We start from the raw sequence: 15879 nt of genomic DNA, 5'->3' as shown, positions 1-15879 counted from the left end.
GGGAGCGGACCATGACCAGGACACCGGTGGCAGCCCGACCGGCCGGGACCCCCACGGGGGCCCGCCGGGGTGCGGGTGTGCTGCGCGGTACCGCGCTGTACACCGCCGCCGTCGTCGGGCCCGGGATCCTCACTCTCCCGGGCCTGGCGGCCCAGGCGGCCGGACCGGCCTCCCTGCTCGTGCTCGCCGCACTGCTGGTCGCCTCGGTACCGATCGCCCACACCTTCGTGGCCATCGAGCGGACCGGGGCGACCGGAGGGATCGTCGGGTACGTCACCACGGCGTTCGGGCCGCTGGCCGGTCGGGTAGCCGGGGCGTGGTTCCGGTACGGCGTGCCCGTCGGGATCCCCGCGCTCGGCCTGATCGGCGGCGCCTACCTTGCCCAGGCCGTTGGTGGCGGGCGCACGACCACGCTGCTGGTCGCCACCGGGATCACGGGTATCGCGGTCGTGGCTGCGATCGGACGGCGCGCCGGTACCGGTGCGTTCGTCCCGGTGCTGACCGGGCTCGTGGTCGCCCTCGTGGTGGTCACCGCTGCCCTGACCGCACCGCATGCCGACACCACCGCCCTGACCCCGCTCGCACCCGACGGCTGGACCGGGGTGCTGCAGGCCGCACTGGTGCTGACCTGGGTCCTGACCGGGTGGGAGGCCGCCGCGGCCTTCCCGCGAACGCTCCGCGACCCGGAACGGACCCTGCCCCGGGTCACCGCCCTGACCCTCGTGGTCGTCGCGACGCTGTACGGCCTGGTCGCGGTGCCGCAGATCCTCGTACTAGGACCCCGCGCAGGTGGGACCGAGGCACCGGTGGCCGCGATGCTCGACCTCGCGCTGGGCAGCCCTGGCGTCACGGTGGCGGCCGTGGTCGCGGCCGCCGTGGCCACGGGCAACGCGACCGCCTACGCAGGCAGCCTCGTGGAGACCGGTGCCGCGCAGTCCGGCGGCGATCCGGCACGGCCGGCCATACGGGCCCGCGCCCTGGCCGTCCCGGCCTTGATCATGGCGGCCGCGCTCACCGCGGCCGCGACCACTCCGGTCGACGTCGCCTTCCTGGTCGCGCTGACCGCCGGGTCGCAGGTCCCCGTGTACGTCCTCGGCCTGGCCGCAGGACTGCGCCTGCTGGCCCGTGGCACCCGTGCCTGGTGGACGGCGCTGCTCGCCACCGGCGCGGTCGCCACCCTGCTCGTGCCCGCCGGGCCCCACCTTGCCGCACCCGCCGCCATCGGCGTCGCAGTCCTGGCCGCGGCCCTCGTACGGCGGCAGCGCCCAGCCCACCACCGCACAACTCACCACGGCCCAGCCCACCATCGAGCTACTCGCACCCACCAGGAGCTGAGATGACCCAGCAGGCAGCGCCCCGCCCGGCGGGGCAGATCGAGCACCCCACGACGCCGCGGACCCGGCCCAACGCGTTGGCGCCCGCCTTCGGGATCTCCGGCCTGGCCGGGACCTGGACCGCCGCCGAGTCCTTCCTCGACGCACCGACCGTGATCGAGCTCGCCCTGTGGGCCACCGCGCTGCTCCTGTGGGCCGCTACCCTGACTCGCTGGGCGATCGGCGCCCACCGCGCCGGAGCACTGCGAGCCGACCTGGTCGACCCCGTCACCGGCCCGTTCGCTGCACTGGCACCCGCCGTCGCCCTCCTGCTCGGAGGCCGGCTCGCGTCCGAGGCACCCGTCCCGGGAACCGCCGTCGTCCTGGTGGCCGTGGCAGCCGGGCTGCTCTACGCCGCGGTGTTCCTGGCCTCCCTGGTCGCCCGGCCTCGCGACGTGGCGGTGATCCACGGCGGCTACCTCCTGCCGACCGTCGCTACCGGGCTGCTGTCCGCGCAGGCCCTGGCCCAGGTGGGTCTGCACCGTGCCGCCCTGGCCGCGTTCGCCGTCGGTGTCCTGTTCTGGGCACTGATCACCGCGATCGTCCTGACCCGTCTCGCCTTGGGACCCACCCTGCCTGACACCCTCGTGCCCACCCTCGCCATCGTCAGCGCTCCGCCCGCAGTCGCCGGCAACGCCTGGTTCGCGATGACAGGCAGCGCCCCCGACGGCGTGCAGGACGCACTGCTGGGCACCTTCGTCGTCTTCGTCGCGCTCCAGCTCGCGCTCGTCGGCCGCTACCGCCGCCTCCGGTTCGGCCCCAGCTTCTGGGCACTGACCTTCACCGCCGCCGCCAGCGCCACCTACGCCGTCCGCTGGCTCACCGCGACCCAACCAGCGGCCTGGCAGGTCTGGGCCTGGGCCGCCGTGGCCGCCGCCACCGCACTCATCGGCGCGATCGCCCTGGGCAGCATCACGGCCGCCGCCCGGCGACACGCCCGCCACTGAACCACCCACAGACCCCCCGTCGGCCCACCACCCGGGCCAGCGGCCCAACCACCCGAAAAACCAGGAGGAATCATGATCACCGTCCACCACCGCACCACGACCATCGACGGTCGGACCGTCTTCTACCGCGAGGCCGGAAACCCCAGCAACCCCGTGATCGTGCTGCTGCACGGCTTCCCGACCAGCTCGTTCATGTTCCGCCACCTCATCCCGGCGCTGGCCGACAGCTACTACGTCATCGCCCCGGACCACCTCGGGTTCGGCCTCAGCGACGCACCGTCGGTCGACGACTACGAGTACACCTTCGAGCACCTGACCGACACCACCGACGCGCTGCTGAACCAGCTCGGGCTGGACCGCTACGCCCTCTACGTCCAGGACTACGGCGCCCCCATCGGCTGGCGGCTCGCACTGCGCCACCCCGAAGCCGTCACCGCGATCATCACGCAGAACGGCAACGCCTACGAGGCAGGCTTCGTCCGCGCCTTCTGGGACGGCCTGTTCGCCTACGCCACCACCCCGGACGCCGAGACCGAACCGGGTGTGCGGGCCGCCCTGTCGCTGGAGTCCACGAAGTGGCAGTACCTCAACGGCGTCGAGGACCCGTCGGTGGTCAGCCCCGACACCTGGACCCACGACCAGGCACTGCTGGACCGGCCGGGCAACGACCTGGTGCAGCTGGCCCTGTTCCGCGACTACCCCAGCAACGTCGCGCTCTACCCCGCCGTCCACGAGTACTTCCGCAGCTCGCAGGTCCCGCTGCTGGCCGTCTGGGGCGCACGTGACGGCATCTTCGCCGCCGACGGCGCCACCGCCTTCGCCGCGGACCTGCCCGACACGGAGATCCACCTGCTGCCCAGCGGCCACTTCGCCCTGGAGAGCCACCTCGACGCGATCACCGGCTACATCCGCGGGTTCCTCGCCCGTGTCGGCATCTGACCGCGCCGCACCACCGCACCACCGCACCATCACGAAAGGCCATCATGAACTGGGACACCAAGACCGTCGTCATCACCGGCGGCGCCACCGGCATCGGCTACGCAACCGCGCAGCTCGCCATCGAACGCGGCGCCCGCGTGGTCATCCTGGGCCGCACCGAGGAGACGTTGCGCACCGCGCAGAAGAACCTCGGTGACTCCGCCTCCTACCGCGTCCTGGACGTCACCGACGCCCAGGCAGTCCGGCAGGTGTTCGCGGAGATCGGACCCTTCGACCACCTCTTCGCCTTCGCCGCGATCACCGAGGGCGGACGCTTCACCGACATCAGCGAGGAACGCATGCGCACCTTCGTCGAGAGCAAGTTCTGGGGCCAGTACCACGCGGTCAAGGCCGCACTGCCCCTGCTCCCGCCCGACGGCTCGATCACCCTCATGTCCGGCTACCTCTACCGCAAGCCCACCGCCGGCTACACCCCGTACGCCGTGGCCAACGGGGCAGTCGAGGCACTGACCAAGGCCCTCGCCCTGGAGATCGCGCCCGTGCGCATCAACGCGCTCTCACCCGGCTGGATCGACACCCGCGCTGACCGCACCCCGCCCGCCGAGCACGACCAGTACCTGAAGTTCGCGGCCGGCGCCGCGCCCGTCGGGCGTGCTGGCACCGCACGGGAGACGGCCGAGGCCGCACTGTTCCTCGCCGAGAACCCCTTCATGTCCGGAGCCGTCGTCGACATCGACGGCGGACTGTCCTGAGAACGGAGATGGCGCCATGCGCACGACCACACCACTCGACGAGGCCAACGCTGTCGTCACTACGGTCCTGGACCGATGGAAGGACCGGGTCGACGCACACGACCCCGAGGGCGTCGCCGCCGTATTCACGACCGATGCCCTCTTCCAAGGACTGCGACCGAGCCACACCATCGGGCGCACGGGTGTGGCGGAGTACTACGCTGCACAGCCTCTCGGCATGACGGCGTCCTTCCGGGTCCTACACACGCGCACACCCAGCCCGGGAACGATCCTCGGCTATGTTCAGCTGGCCTTCGCGTTCCCTGACCGGCCCACCGTCAACGTGCACCTCACCACCCTGCTCGAACATCACGAACAGGAGTGGCAGATCGCGCATTACCACGTGTCGCGCATCGAGTAGTCAGGACGCACGGGTGCCCCGGGTACCGACCACTTCATCCCGGAGAGGTCCGTACTTGGGCGCCTGTGTTGGGTGGCACATCGTGACAGGTTGTTTCGAGCGCCCCTTTGCGGACGAGTTCGTGCCACGGATGTGCCACGCATCAGCCCCGTGCCACGCGCATGCCACGCATCGAACGAGCCTGAGCGGGCCCGGTTGCGCACCAACGCGCACCGATGCCAGACTCCTTGATGAGCCCCGCGATCCGCTAGATTCCAACGATTCTGCAGGTTGCGGGCTCGCCAAGACAGCACTTACCAGCCGGTCCGGATGTGGTGCGAGGACTCGAGGCTCCCAGAGAAGGTCGGGGGTTCGAATCCCCCTAGCTCCACCGACAGAGGGCCGCTGAACTGGTATCGCACCAGGTCAGCGGCTTTCTTGTTTCTCGCCTCACCGCCACGACGAAACGCGTACGCCCACCGCCGGACCAACCGACATTTCGGTTCGGTCGTGGCAACGTGGTAGGCGTCCCAGGCCAATCGGCCGTCAGCTTGTCGCCTCCGTGAGCAGCGCCCCGAGCCGATTCAGGGCGCCCGGCACCACCGAGTAGTACGCCCACTTGCCGCGCTGGTCCCGGGTGAGCAGACCCGCGTCGACCATCAGCTTGAGGTGGTGGCTCACCGTGGGCTGCGACAGCCCGACCGGCTCGGTCAGGTCGCAGACGCACGCCTCGCCGCCGTCGTGCGCAGCGATGACCGACAGCAGGCGCACCCGCGTCGGGTCGCTCAACGCCTTGAACACGCGCGCGATCTCGGCCGCGGACTCGAGGTCCGCCGCCTCGCGCACCAGGGGAGCGCAGCACGCGCCCGACGCGTCGGCCGGCTTGGTGAGCGAGACGTCTGTCAGTGCGAGAGCGGTGGCCATGCGCCCATCTTGCCACGCATCGAAGAATATGGATATGTTGCTCGTGTTCACGCATCGAAAATCTTCGATCTGAGGAGAGCTGCCATGTCAGAGACGCCACGCGAGGGACTCCCGGTCGTCGTCATCGGCGCCGGGCCGGTCGGCCTCGCCGCCGCGGCGCACCTGGTCGAACGGGGGCTGCAACCGCTGGTGCTGGAAGCGGGCGGTGGCCCGGCAGCAGCGGTCGCGTCCTGGGGCCACGTACGCCTGTTCTCTCCGTGGCAGTACGACGTCGACGCCGCAGCCCGCCGCCTGCTGACCGCTACGGGCTGGGTCGAGCCGAACCCGGACGCCCTGCCCACCGGCCGCGACCTGGTCGAGAACTACCTGACGCCGCTGGCCGGCGTCCTCGGGGACCGTGTCCGGTACGGGGTCCGCGTCACCGACGTCACCCGGGACGGTGCGGACCGGTCGCGGTCGCTCGGGCGTGAGCGTCGCCCGTACCTGGTGCGCTACACCGCAGGCGAGCAGGTGCGCGAGGTGCGGGCGAGGGCGGTTATCGACGCTTCCGGCACGTTCGGCACCCCGAACCCGCTCGGGCTGTCCGGGCTGCCGGTCATCGGCGAGGACGCGGCGGCCGGGCACCTGGCGGGCGCACTGCCCGACGTCCTCGGCGCCGCCCGCGAGCGTTTCGCGGGTCGCACCGCTCTGGTGGTCGGCATGGGCCACTCCGCGGCGAACACGCTGCTCAGCCTGGTCGAGCTGGCCCGCGACGAAGCGGGCACGCGGATCGTCTGGGCCATCCGCGGCGGCTCCCCGCGCCGTCTGTACGGCGGCGGTTCCGACGACCAGCTCCCGGCCCGTGGGCTGCTCGGCACGCGCCTGCGCGACGCCGTCGAGGCCGGGCAGGTCGAGCTGCTGACCCGGGTCGAGATCGACCGGCTGGAACCCGCGACGTCGTCGGACGGCGTCCGGGTGCTCGGCACCGCGCGGCGGGACGGCGCGGACGTCGACCTCGACCTGACGGTGGACACGATCGTCAACGCCACCGGCTTCCGGCCCGACCTGGACATGCTGCGCGAGATCCGCCTCGACCTGGACCCCGTGGTCGAGGCGCCCCGGGCGATCGCGCCGCTGATCGACCCGAACCACCACTCCTGCGGCACGGTGCCCGCGCACGGCGAGATCGACCTGGCCCACCCGGACGACGAGTTCTACCTGGTCGGCATGAAGTCCTACGGCCGGGCGCCCACGTTCCTGCTGGCCACCGGCTACGAGCAGGTCCGGTCCGTGGTCGCGGCGCTGGCCGGCGACCGGGTCGCGGCCGACGCCGTCGAGCTGAACCTGCCCGCCACGGGCGTGTGCTCGTCCGACCTGGCGTTCGCCGCCGACGAGGACGGCGTGGTCTCCCCGGACACTCTCGCCCTGGCGGGCGCGTCCGGCGGCGGATGCTGCGCGGCGCCGTCGGGCCCGCAGCCGGTCACGCTCGGTCTGGGAGCGCCCGCCGGATGCGGGACCGTCGATCCGGAGCCGGTGAAGGTCGGGTTCGCGACCGGCGTCGAGCACGGCCGCTCCGGCGACGCGTGACACCCGGGTGACCAGGGGGCGCGAGCCGGGTGCGAACCCGGCTCGCGCCCGTGCGACTACGCGACCGGTTCCACGCCGAGCTCGGTCAGCAGGACACGCACGCGCCGCTCGATCTCGTCGCGGATGGGGCGCACCGCCTCGATGCCCTGTCCGGCCGGGTCCTCCAGCTCCCAGTCCTGGTAGTTCTTGCCCGGGTAGTACGGGCACGCGTCGCCGCATCCCATGGTGATGACCGCGTCCGACGCCTCGACGGCCTCGTTGGTCAGGATCTTGGGCTGCTCGGCGCGGATGTCGATGCCCTTCTCCAGCATGGCCTCGACGGCGGTGGGATTGATCATCTCGGCCGGCATGGACCCGGCCGAGCGGACCTCGACGGCCCCGCCGGACAGTTCCCGCAGGAACCCGGCGGCCATCTGGGAACGGCCCGCGTTGTGCACGCAGACGAACAGGGCGGACGGCCTGGGTTCGGTGGTGGTCATGGGGCGCTCCAGTTCTTCGTGCGGTGCGTGGTCGGGTCGGCCTGGTCAGGCTGCTTCGGGGAGGAGCTCGGCCAGCAGGGCGCGCACGCGTTCGTCCAGCTCGTCGCGGATCGCGGCCACGCCCGCCGGGGAGGCGAGCGCGGGATCGCCCACCGGCCAGTCCTCGTACCGCGTGCCGGGCAGCACCGGGCAGACGTCGCCGCAGCCCATCGTCACCACGACGTCGGCCGCGCGGACCGCGTCGTCGGTCAGGGGCTTGGGGTAGAACCGCGTCACGTCGTCCACCTCGTCGGCAGCGGCGGCATCGCCCATCTCCTCCAGGAGGCGGCGGACGTTCGCGTGCACGTCGGACGCCGGTGCCGAACCCGCCGAGCGGACCACGACGCGGTCTCCCGCGTGGTGCCGCATAAGGGCCGAGGCGAGCTGTGACCGCCCGGCGTTGGCCACGCACACGAACAGCACCTGCGGCCGAGGCCGGTCGGCCTCCAGCGTCCGGGCGCGCTCGACGTCCATGATCCGCTGGCGGGCGAAGTGCTCGGTGAGCGGAACCAGGTGGGTGGGCTCGCCACCGCGACGGGCCAGGGCCGTGTATGACTCGCGGACCACCCGCACGCACTCGCTGCGAGGTGCGGCCGGGAACCGTTCGACCAGCGAGGCGGCTACGTGGTCCAGGGCGGGCTCGACGTTCGTCAGCCTGGTCAGGTGCGGCGGCTCCACCGCACCGACTGCGGCCGGGGCGAACCGGTCCAGCAACGTGTTCAGCGCGCCGCGACAGCTCGGCTCGATGCGGTACCAGACCGAGGTCCCGCGCCGATCGGCAGCCAGCAGGCCGCTCTCGCGCAGCACCCGGAGGTGATGGGACACCGTGGGCTGGGACACCTTGGTCAGCGTCGCCAGCTCGCCGACGGTCACCTCCGCCGTCGGGCTGGTCGCGATGGCCGACAACATCCGCAGCCGCAGCGGGTCGGCGAGAGCCTTGAGCGTCGCGGCCACGGCGGTCGCCGCGTCCATGCCGATGGCGTGCGACTCCAGCCCGCGCGTGCTCGACGGCGTGAGAGCGCCCATCCCCGACCTCCTGCTGTATTGACGTCTGTCTATGTTGATATCCGTCAATATAGACCACCGACACTCGGCAGGTCGATCAGAGCCGCAGGCCTTGCTGCCCAAGGGCCTGCCGGCAGCGCCGGTGCCTACCGAGCGGCTTCGGGGGTCCTCTCGATCGTTCGCGACCGTGCCCGGCCGGTGTCGTCGACGACCGGAGTCGCGGTGCGGGGCCGCCGGGCCGCGCGGATGCCGTTCAGGATGACGACGACCTCGGCGAGCTCGTGCACCAGCACGACGCCGGCCAGGCCGAGCACGCCGAACAGTGCCAGCGGCAGCAGCACGACGATGATCGCGAGCGACAGGCCGATGTTGCCGGTCATGATCGCCCGGCCCCCGCGGGCGTGGAGCATGGCCCGGGGGATGAGGCGCAGGTCCGTGCCGGTGAACGCGACCGAGGCGGACTCGATGGCGGCGTCGGACCCGGTCACGCCCATGGCGATGCCGACGTCGGCCGCGGCCAGGGCGGGGGCGTCGTTGATGCCGTCGCCGATCATCGCGGTGGCGCGGCGTGCGCTGTAGGTCTCGATCGCGCTCGCCTTGTCGGCGGGCAGCAGCTCGGCCCGCACGTCCCTGATGCCGGCCTGGGCGGCCAGGGCCCGGGCCGTGCGCTCGTTGTCGCCGGTGAGCATGACGGTCTCGAAGCCCGCGGCGGCGAGCTCGCGGACGGCGTCGGCCGCCTCGGGCTTGAGCTCGTCCCGGATGCCGATGACGCCGGCGGCCGCGCCGTCGATCTCGACGACCGCGACGGTCATGCCCTGGGTCTCCAGGTCCCGTGCCGCCTCGTCCAGGGGGCCGGGCGAGACCCAGCGGGGCGAGCCGACCCGGACGGGACGGGCACAGGGCGCTCCGGCGTCCGCGGGCGTGGCCGCGTCGTCACCCAGAAGCCCGGTGATTCCCTGACCGGGGTGCTCGGTGACCTCGGTGAGCCGGGCGGCCTCGGGCGCGGCGGCGACGATCGCGGCGGCCAGGGGGTGGGTGCTGTGCGCCTCCAGCCCCGCGGCCACGGCGAGCACCTGGTCCCGGTCGTGCTTCCCGGTGGTCTCGACGGCGACCACCTCGGGTCGGCCCCGCGTGAGGGTGCCGGTCTTGTCGAACGCGACGGTCCGGACCGTGCCGAGCTGCTCGAAGGCCTGCCCGGACTTGATCACCACGCCGAACCGGCTGGCCGACCCGATCGCCGAGATCACGGTCACCGGCACCGCGATGGCCAGCGCGCACGGCGAGGCGGCCACGAGCACGACGAGCGCGCGCTCGGTCCACAGCGCGGGGTCGCCCACGATGAACCCGAAGATGACGACCAGGGCCGCGAGCACGAGGACGGCCGGGACGAGCGGCCTGGCGATCCGGTCGGCCAGGCGGGCGCGCTCGCCCTTGCGGGCGTGGGCCTGCTCGACCAGGTGGACGATCGTGGTCAGCGAGTTGTCCCGGCCGGCCGCCGTGGCCTCGATCTGCAGCACGCCGCCGCCGTTGATCGAACCGGCGGGGACGGCGTCCCCCGGGCCGACCTCGACCGGGATGGACTCGCCGGTGATCGCGGAGGTGTCGATGCTGCTCGTGCCGGACACGACGACGCCGTCGGTCGCTACCCGCTCGCCGGGCCGCACCACCAGGATGTCCAGCTCCTGCAGGCCGGCGGCAGGGATGGTCTGCTCGCCGGACAGCCGGGAGACGGTCGCCGTCTGCGGCATCAGGGACAGCAGCGCCCGCAGCCCGTCGCGGGCGCGGTCCATCGCCCGGTCCTCCAGGGCCTCGGCGATGGAGAACAGGAAGGCCAGTGCGGCGGCCTCACCGACATGCCCGAGCAGCACCGCGCCGACGGCGGCGATCGTCATCAGCAGGCTGACGCCGAGGCGCCCGCGCACCAGGCGGCGGACCGCTCCGGGGACGAAGGTCCAGGCTCCGGCCAGCAGGGACAGCGTGAGCACGACGACGGAGGCGGTCGCGACGCCGGTCCACTCCAGGGTGTAGCCCACCGCTAGAAGCACGCCGGAGGCGATCGGGAGCAGCATGCCCGGGTCGCGCCACCAGGGGGTCGCGTCCTCGTCGCCGTGCCCGTCGTCGTGGCCGTCGTCGTGCTCGTCGCCCTGGCCGGGGCCGCAGCAGATGTCGTTCACCGCAGCGCCTCCTGTGCCTCCCGCACGACCTCGGCCTCGGCTGCGGTTTCGGGCACGGCCTCCGCACCCGGCCCGCAGCACAGCGGGACGTCGCAGTTCTCGTCCACGCACGGGGCGCCGTCGTCGACCGCGAGGACGGTATTGACCAGCTCGCCGATCGCGCGGGTCAGGTGCGGGTCGGCGATCTCGTACCGGGTCTGGCGGCCCTCCGGCGTGGCGACGACGATGCCGCACCCGCGCAGGCACGCCAGGTGGTTCGACACGTTCGAGCGGGTCAGGTCCAGGTCGCGGGAGAGCTGTGCCGGGTACCCGGGCGCGTCCAGGAGGGAGAGCAGGATGCGGGAGCGGGTCGGGTCGGCCATCGCACGGCCCAGCCGGTTCAGTACGTCCAGCCGCGAGGCTATGGTCAGCATGCGCTGACCATACAGTGAGCGATGACCATTCCGGAATCTCTGACGGGGCGGCTCATCCCGCGGTCAGCCCGGAGTGGTCGTCTACGATCAGCTCGACATGACCACCATGCCCCGTCCCGGAACGCGCGCGACCGTCGTCTGGTCGGCGCTGGTCGCGCTGCTGTTCGTGCTGGCCGGGCCGCTGGGCGTCGCGACCGCGGCCGAATCCGGAGCGGCGACCCCGGCCGGTCCCGCGCCGTCGGCGGCCACCGCGCAGCAGCATGTCGCGTCGTCGGCCGTCGAGCGCGTCGTCCCGGTCACGGACGACTGCCCCGCTCACGGGGCGCAGCACGAGACGCAGGCGCTCGGCGTGCTGTGCCTGAGCGCGTCCATGGCCGGCGGAGTCGCGACGGTTGTACCCGACGCATGGACGTATCGCGTCGAGCCGGCGGCGCTCGCCGCCGGGGGAAACCAGTGGTTGCGCACTCGCGCGCTCGCGCACACGGCCGGGCACGACCCGGTGCTGCGGGGGATCAGCCGCACGTAGGCCCACCGATCGGCGGACGTCGTCGTCCGCCATCCGAGTCTGCCTGTCCGTGCCCTGCCCACCCCTGTCGACGTGCCGTCCTCGTGACCGGTGCGTCCGTTGCCCCGCGAGGAAAACCGTGAACACCAAGCGCCCTGCTGCCCAGCGCCCGAACACCCACCGCCCGAACACCCCGCGCCCGTCGGCCCAAGGTCCGTCCGCCAAGCGCCCGTCCCGCCGTCCGACGCCGCGGCAGCTGCTCCAGCTCGTGCTCCTTGCCGGAGTGGTCGGCCTGATCGCGCTGCTGGTCGTCTTCATCCTCAATTCGCGCCCCGAGGTCCCGGCCGACGGGGCCCAGGTGGTCCGTGAGAACAGTCACGTCCTGAACGAGGCGTCCGACGAGAAGGCCGTCCTGGTCGAGTTCCTCGACTTCGAGTGCGAGGTCTGCCGCGCCTACTACCCGACGGTCGAGCAACTCAAGGAGCAGTACCGCGACGACCTGACCCTGGTGATCCGCTACTTCCCGATCCCGTCGCACGCCAACTCCACCAACGCCGCGGTCGCCGTCGAGGCCGCCGCCGCGCAGGGGCAGCTCGAGCCCATGTACCAGCGCATGTACGAGACGCAGGCCGAGTGGGGCGAGTCCCAGGACTCCAAGGCGGAGCTCTTCCGCGGCTTCGCCGAGGAGCTCGGCCTCGACATGGACGAGTTCGACGCCGCTGTCGCCGACCCCGCCACCACCGAGCGCGTGCAGAGCGACTTCGAGGAGGGCCAGGTCCTGGGTGTGAGCGGTACGCCCACGTTCTTCCTGGACGGCGAGAAGCTGGACACGCAGAGCCCCGCCGACCTGGTCGGAGCCGTCGAGGCGGTGCTCGGCCGGTGAGCATCACCGAGACCGTCTTCAGATTCCTGAACCGCTGCTCGGCCTCGGCAGCCTCAGTAGGTTTGCGTGCATGACCAGTGACGGCGCTGCCGAACAGGACCTGACGGTCGACGGCGACTGGCGGGAGGACGCGTTCTTCCGCCGTCGGCCGTCCACCGAGACCCTGGACTGGGTGGCTGCTTCCATGGGCCGAGGGTGGCGCGCCGTCGGCCACCGGCGGCTGACGGGCGGCGTCAACGCTGCTGTTCATCGGCTGACCGTTGAGCGCCATGAGACGCGAAGGTTCGTGGTGTTACGGCAGTACCCGGCGGGAAGCATCGCGCTTCGGACCGCGATGGAGGAGGAGATCGCCAACCTCGAGGTGGTGGCGGGCAGCGGGCTTCCGGTCCCGACGATCGTGGCCGCCGACGTCGCAGGCGCTGCTACCGGTGGAGCGCCGTCGCTGCTGATGACACGGCTGCCCGGGCATGTTCACCTCGACCCAGCGGCGTCCGGACCGTGGATCGAGCGGATCGCCGAGTTCGCCGCCCGGCTCCATTCCGTCGACCTCCCAGCCCCGGCATTCCGGGCCTGGGCAGACTCCTGGATCACACCTCGTGGCCAGTTTCAGGTTCCGGCCGGCGCGCAGAGACCTGCGATCTGGAAAGCAGCTTTCGATGCGATGGAGTTACCACCGCCCGCGGGCGATGCCGTCTTCCTGCACTGCGACTACCTGCCCGTCAACCTGCTGTGGTCGCGCGGGAAGATCACTGGACTCACCGACTGGAACAGCATCCACCGGGGGTCTCGCGCCATCGATGTCGGACAGTGTCGGCGGTACCTGGCGTCGCTCTACTCACCCGACCGGGCAGAGGAGCTCCGCTCGCGCTACGAATCGATCGCGGGTGTCCCGCTCGACCCGTGGTGGGACTTGTACAGCCTCCTGCACCACGACGACAACGGACCGCAGTCGATCTCCCGCCAGGTTGCCGGGCGCCTTCCGGTCGACATGTCGGGGATGACGGCTCGGGTCGAGATCGCCGTGGAGCAGGCGCTGCGGCGCCTCGGCTGAGCACGCACGCCGTCATCTGGCGAAATTCAAAGCGTTCTCAAGTCGGATCATGCGACGCCGGCACCAGCGGTGGCACGATCGCGGTGTGATCGATCCGAAGCTGAGTGGAAAGACTGTCCTGGTCACCGGCGGTGGCACAAACATCGGCGCGGCCATCTCCCGGGCGTTCGCGGCTCAAGGTGCCCGGGTCGCGGTGCACTATGTGCCTGTTGCGACTGCGGGTTCCCTTGAGCACGAGCCCGCCAGTGCCGACCAGGTCGGCGCGTTCGTCAGTTCGCTGCCCGGCGCTGTCGCCGTCGAGGCCGACTTCCTCGAGCCAGGTGCGGCCGAGCACCTCGTGGACCAGGTCGTCGAACGTCTTGGACCGATCGACGTCCTGGTCAACAACGCCGCGCACGCCGACGAGTCCGACACCTTCGATCTCGTCAACGAGACGGGTCTGGAACGCACCTTTCGCGTCAACACCGTCACACCCGCGATGCTGATCGCCGAGGTGGCCCGGAGGTTGCCGACCGATGCCGCGCCCGGCGCTGTGGCGGTCGTCAACATCTCGACCGATGCCGCACGTGGCTTCCCGGGCCAGGTCGCCTACGGTGCGTCGAAGGCGGCACTCGAGTCACTCACCCGAGGTGCCGCGCTCGACCTCGGCCCCAGGGTGCGCGTCAATGCCGTCGCCCCCGGCCCGATCCAGACCGGCTGGATGAGCGACGAGCTGGTGCACGCTGTGGTGCCCGATATCCCTCTCGGCCGGGTCGGTGACCCGAGCGACATCGCGGACGCGGCCGTGTTCCTTGCTTCCCACCAGGCGCGGTGGATCAGTGGCCAGGTCGTCCAGGTCGCCGGAGGTCACTGGCTCTGATCGTCGGGTGCCAACAGCGCGAGCGCGACCACCTCCACGACGGTGACACCGATACGCCGCAGCATCCCGCTCGCCATGGCCGCAACCTACCCGGTCAGCCGCGAATGTCGACCCTGTGATGAGGCTTCATCGGTGCTCGGAGTAATGCATCGCTCCCGTGACGACGGCCGTGACACGATCGCGACGTGATCGACAGAGCGCAGGACGTCGCGCGGCCGCGGCTGGTGATGATCAGCGGTCCGATCGCGGCGGGTAAGAGCACGCTGGCCGCCGAGCTGGTCCGGATGTTGCGCCTGGAGGGCTTCTCGGTCGCGCTCACCGACCTCGACACCGTCGCGGAGATGGCGCTGCCGACGCTCCCCACCTGGGACTGGGCTCATGGAATTCATGCGCAGCTGGTCGGCGCCTGGCTCCGGACCGGCATCGACGTCGTCGTCGACGAAGGCACCTCGACCACGGGCGAGGTGCAACAGGTGCTCGACCAGGTGCCCGAGGGCGTCGACGTGCTCCACGTGGTGCTCACCGCCGACTTCGACGCCTCGCTGGCACGAGCGCGAGCGGACTCGGGGCGCGGGATCAGCAAGGACCCGACCTTCCTTCGTGCCGCCCACGACACGTTTGCGCTGCATCTGCCGCAGATGCCGAGCGATCTGCGCCTGCACGTCGAAGGCCAGGAGCCCGGAGAGCTGGCGCGGCAGGTGCTCACGCGCTTGCCCGGGCCTTTCGTGCAATGAGGTGGGCCGGGGTGTTCCAGAACTGAGGTGGTCGGCACGGCACCCTGCCAGACTGCCCGGATGTCGTTCAGCAGGATCTCCCTCGACGGCCGCCTCACGGTGATCGCCGGCCCGCAGCCGCCGTCGGACGACGGCTTCCGCTCCGACCGGATCCAGGTCCTGCACTGGCGTGTCGACGAACCCTTCAGTGACGAAGGGACCCACCTTCATCGGACGAGCGACGAGGTCTACGTCGTGATCGAGGGTGCCATCGAGCTGGAGGTCGACGGATCACGGGTCACGGTGGCGGCCGGGGAGGCGGTCACCGTCGGCGCGGGCGTTCCCCATGCCCTCGTCGCCGTTCAGTACCCGGCCCGGGGCCTGACCATCCGTGGTCCCGCGGTCGACGACAAGGTGGTCACCGACGCCTAGTGCGTCGCCAGCCGCTCCAGCAGAGCCGCGCTCCGGGCCAGTACCGCCTGCTCCTCGTCCGTGAGCTCGGCCTCGATGGCCTGAGCCAGCCAGCCCGCCCTGCGGCCGCGCTCCGCCTCGAGTGCGGCGCGGCCGTCGTCGGTCAGCTCGACCAGCGACTTGCGGCCGTCCGTCGGGTGCGCCCGGCGGGTGATCAGGTCCTGCTCCATCAGCAGGCCGACGACGCGGGCCATCGACTGCGGGCGCACGCGTTGGTCGGCGGCGAGGTCGCTCGTCGTCATGGCGCCGTCGCGGTCCAGGGCGCCGAGCACCGCGATCTGGCCGAGCGGGATGCGGTCCTCATGCTTGACGCGCCGGGTGAGCTTGCCCATCGCGGTACGCAGCTCGGCGGCGGTGGCGGCTGACTCCGGGGTGGGCACAGGTCAGTCTACCTTTTCGGTCCCCAG

Annotated in this window: 18 protein-coding genes; 12 read left to right on the top strand and 6 right to left on the bottom strand. The window is 71.7% G+C overall.

Annotated elements, in window-relative coordinates; translation table 11 throughout:
• Positions 1-11 precede the first annotated feature (11 nt).
• The 5 genes from H291_RS31180 to H291_RS0122025 all read left to right on the top strand — a co-directional run bounded on the left by H291_RS31180 (position 12) and on the right by H291_RS0122025 (position 4411).
• Entirely contained in the window at positions 12-1340 is a 1329-nt protein-coding gene (locus H291_RS31180; RefSeq protein ID WP_084468347.1) for an amino acid permease, read from the top strand.
• Positions 1337-2320: a hypothetical protein gene (locus H291_RS0122040; RefSeq protein ID WP_020017200.1), complete on the top strand. Its 984-nt coding sequence runs from the start codon at positions 1337-1339 to the stop codon at positions 2318-2320. The genes H291_RS31180 and H291_RS0122040 overlap by 4 nt, the downstream gene beginning before the upstream one ends.
• A 72-nt stretch (positions 2321-2392) precedes the next feature.
• A complete protein-coding gene (locus H291_RS0122035) occupies positions 2393-3259 on the top strand; it encodes an alpha/beta fold hydrolase (RefSeq protein WP_020017199.1) in 867 nt (288 codons plus the stop codon).
• Positions 3260-3303: 44 nt separating this feature from the next.
• Positions 3304-4011: an SDR family oxidoreductase gene (locus H291_RS0122030; RefSeq protein ID WP_020017198.1), complete on the top strand. Its 708-nt coding sequence runs from the start codon at positions 3304-3306 to the stop codon at positions 4009-4011.
• Between the two features lie 16 nt (positions 4012-4027).
• The gene (locus H291_RS0122025) at positions 4028-4411 is read left to right on the top strand and encodes an SgcJ/EcaC family oxidoreductase (RefSeq protein ID WP_020017197.1); all 384 of its coding nucleotides are present in this window, start codon (positions 4028-4030) and stop codon (positions 4409-4411) included.
• Between the two features lie 525 nt (positions 4412-4936).
• Here H291_RS0122025 and H291_RS0122020 read toward each other — a convergent pair.
• On the bottom strand, positions 4937-5314 hold the full coding sequence (locus H291_RS0122020) for an ArsR/SmtB family transcription factor (RefSeq protein ID WP_020017196.1): 378 nt from the start codon (positions 5312-5314) through the stop codon (positions 4937-4939).
• An 84-nt stretch (positions 5315-5398) separates the two neighbouring features.
• Between H291_RS0122020 and H291_RS0122015 the strand changes: the two genes are divergently transcribed.
• On the top strand, positions 5399-6880 hold the full coding sequence (locus H291_RS0122015; protein WP_020017195.1) for an FAD-dependent oxidoreductase: 1482 nt from the start codon (positions 5399-5401) through the stop codon (positions 6878-6880).
• Between the two features lie 56 nt (positions 6881-6936).
• On the opposite strand, the gene H291_RS0122010 is transcribed toward H291_RS0122015, so the two are convergent.
• The 4 genes from H291_RS0122010 to cmtR form a co-directional block, all read right to left on the bottom strand.
• Positions 6937-7359: an arsenate reductase ArsC gene (locus H291_RS0122010; protein WP_020017194.1), complete on the bottom strand. Its 423-nt coding sequence runs from the start codon at positions 7357-7359 to the stop codon at positions 6937-6939.
• A gap of 45 nt (positions 7360-7404) precedes the next feature.
• Positions 7405-8424, bottom strand: a complete 1020-nt coding sequence (locus tag H291_RS0122005) for a metalloregulator ArsR/SmtB family transcription factor (protein WP_020017193.1) — start codon at positions 8422-8424, stop codon at positions 7405-7407.
• Positions 8425-8549: 125 nt separating this feature from the next.
• Positions 8550-10577 (bottom strand): heavy metal translocating P-type ATPase, encoded by a 2028-nt coding sequence (locus tag H291_RS0122000; RefSeq protein WP_020017192.1) that lies wholly within the window; start codon positions 10575-10577, stop codon positions 8550-8552.
• Complete coding sequence (gene cmtR, locus H291_RS0121995) at positions 10574-10990, bottom strand: Cd(II)/Pb(II)-sensing metalloregulatory transcriptional regulator CmtR (RefSeq protein ID WP_020017191.1); 417 nt, start codon at positions 10988-10990, stop codon at positions 10574-10576. The genes H291_RS0122000 and cmtR overlap by 4 nt, the downstream gene beginning before the upstream one ends.
• Before the next feature lie 97 nt (positions 10991-11087).
• Here cmtR and H291_RS0121990 point away from each other — a divergent pair, with 97 nt between their 5' ends.
• From H291_RS0121990 to H291_RS31175, 6 genes are all read left to right on the top strand, one after another.
• Positions 11088-11516: a hypothetical protein gene (locus tag H291_RS0121990; protein WP_157237245.1), complete on the top strand. Its 429-nt coding sequence runs from the start codon at positions 11088-11090 to the stop codon at positions 11514-11516.
• Between the two features lie 262 nt (positions 11517-11778).
• Positions 11779-12378 carry a DsbA family protein gene (locus H291_RS0121985; RefSeq protein WP_020017189.1) on the top strand — a complete coding sequence of 200 codons (600 nt, stop codon included), beginning with the start codon at positions 11779-11781 and terminating at the stop codon, positions 12376-12378.
• Positions 12379-12448: 70 nt separating this feature from the next.
• Positions 12449-13429 carry a phosphotransferase family protein gene (locus H291_RS0121980; protein ID WP_020017188.1) on the top strand — a complete coding sequence of 327 codons (981 nt, stop codon included), beginning with the start codon at positions 12449-12451 and terminating at the stop codon, positions 13427-13429.
• 85 nt (positions 13430-13514) lie between these two features.
• Positions 13515-14288: an SDR family NAD(P)-dependent oxidoreductase gene (locus H291_RS0121975; protein WP_020017187.1), complete on the top strand. Its 774-nt coding sequence runs from the start codon at positions 13515-13517 to the stop codon at positions 14286-14288.
• A gap of 185 nt (positions 14289-14473) precedes the next feature.
• Positions 14474-15022, top strand: coding sequence for an AAA family ATPase (locus H291_RS0121965; RefSeq protein WP_020017185.1), 549 nt, complete (start codon positions 14474-14476; stop codon positions 15020-15022).
• 60 nt (positions 15023-15082) lie between these two features.
• Positions 15083-15433: a cupin domain-containing protein gene (locus H291_RS31175; RefSeq protein WP_020017184.1), complete on the top strand. Its 351-nt coding sequence runs from the start codon at positions 15083-15085 to the stop codon at positions 15431-15433.
• Here the strand turns inward: H291_RS31175 and H291_RS0121955 are convergent.
• Entirely contained in the window at positions 15430-15852 is a 423-nt protein-coding gene (locus tag H291_RS0121955) for a MarR family winged helix-turn-helix transcriptional regulator (protein ID WP_020017183.1), read from the bottom strand. The two genes, H291_RS31175 and H291_RS0121955, sit on opposite strands and share 4 nt — an antisense overlap.
• Positions 15853-15879 lie beyond the last annotated feature (27 nt).

This window comes from Promicromonospora sukumoe 327MFSha3.1 (genome assembly GCF_000385135.1).
In the GTDB taxonomy this organism is placed as follows: Bacteria; Actinomycetota; Actinomycetes; order Actinomycetales; family Cellulomonadaceae; genus Promicromonospora; species Promicromonospora sukumoe_B.
Note: the sequence above shows the minus strand (reverse complement) of the source record. Positions and strands in the feature narration are given on the sequence as shown.

Excerpts from the sequence above, each read along its gene's own strand:
- H291_RS31180 (WP_084468347.1), top strand. The coding sequence starts at position 12 with ATGACCAGGACACCGGTGGCAGCCCGACCGGCCGGGACCCCCACGGGG.
- H291_RS0122040 (WP_020017200.1), top strand. The coding sequence starts at position 1,337 with ATGACCCAGCAGGCAGCGCCCCGCCCGGCGGGGCAGATCGAGCACCCC.
- H291_RS0122035 (WP_020017199.1), top strand. The coding sequence starts at position 2,393 with ATGATCACCGTCCACCACCGCACCACGACCATCGACGGTCGGACCGTC.
- H291_RS0122030 (WP_020017198.1), top strand. The coding sequence starts at position 3,304 with ATGAACTGGGACACCAAGACCGTCGTCATCACCGGCGGCGCCACCGGC.
- H291_RS0122025 (WP_020017197.1), top strand. The coding sequence starts at position 4,028 with ATGCGCACGACCACACCACTCGACGAGGCCAACGCTGTCGTCACTACG.
- H291_RS0122020 (WP_020017196.1), bottom strand. The coding sequence starts at position 5,314 with ATGGCCACCGCTCTCGCACTGACAGACGTCTCGCTCACCAAGCCGGCC.
- H291_RS0122015 (WP_020017195.1), top strand. The coding sequence starts at position 5,399 with ATGTCAGAGACGCCACGCGAGGGACTCCCGGTCGTCGTCATCGGCGCC.
- H291_RS0122010 (WP_020017194.1), bottom strand. The coding sequence starts at position 7,359 with ATGACCACCACCGAACCCAGGCCGTCCGCCCTGTTCGTCTGCGTGCAC.
- H291_RS0122005 (WP_020017193.1), bottom strand. The coding sequence starts at position 8,424 with ATGGGCGCTCTCACGCCGTCGAGCACGCGCGGGCTGGAGTCGCACGCC.
- cmtR (WP_020017191.1), bottom strand. The coding sequence starts at position 10,990 with ATGCTGACCATAGCCTCGCGGCTGGACGTACTGAACCGGCTGGGCCGT.
- H291_RS0121990 (WP_157237245.1), top strand. The coding sequence starts at position 11,088 with ATGACCACCATGCCCCGTCCCGGAACGCGCGCGACCGTCGTCTGGTCG.
- H291_RS0121980 (WP_020017188.1), top strand. The coding sequence starts at position 12,449 with ATGACCAGTGACGGCGCTGCCGAACAGGACCTGACGGTCGACGGCGAC.
- H291_RS31175 (WP_020017184.1), top strand. The coding sequence starts at position 15,083 with ATGTCGTTCAGCAGGATCTCCCTCGACGGCCGCCTCACGGTGATCGCC.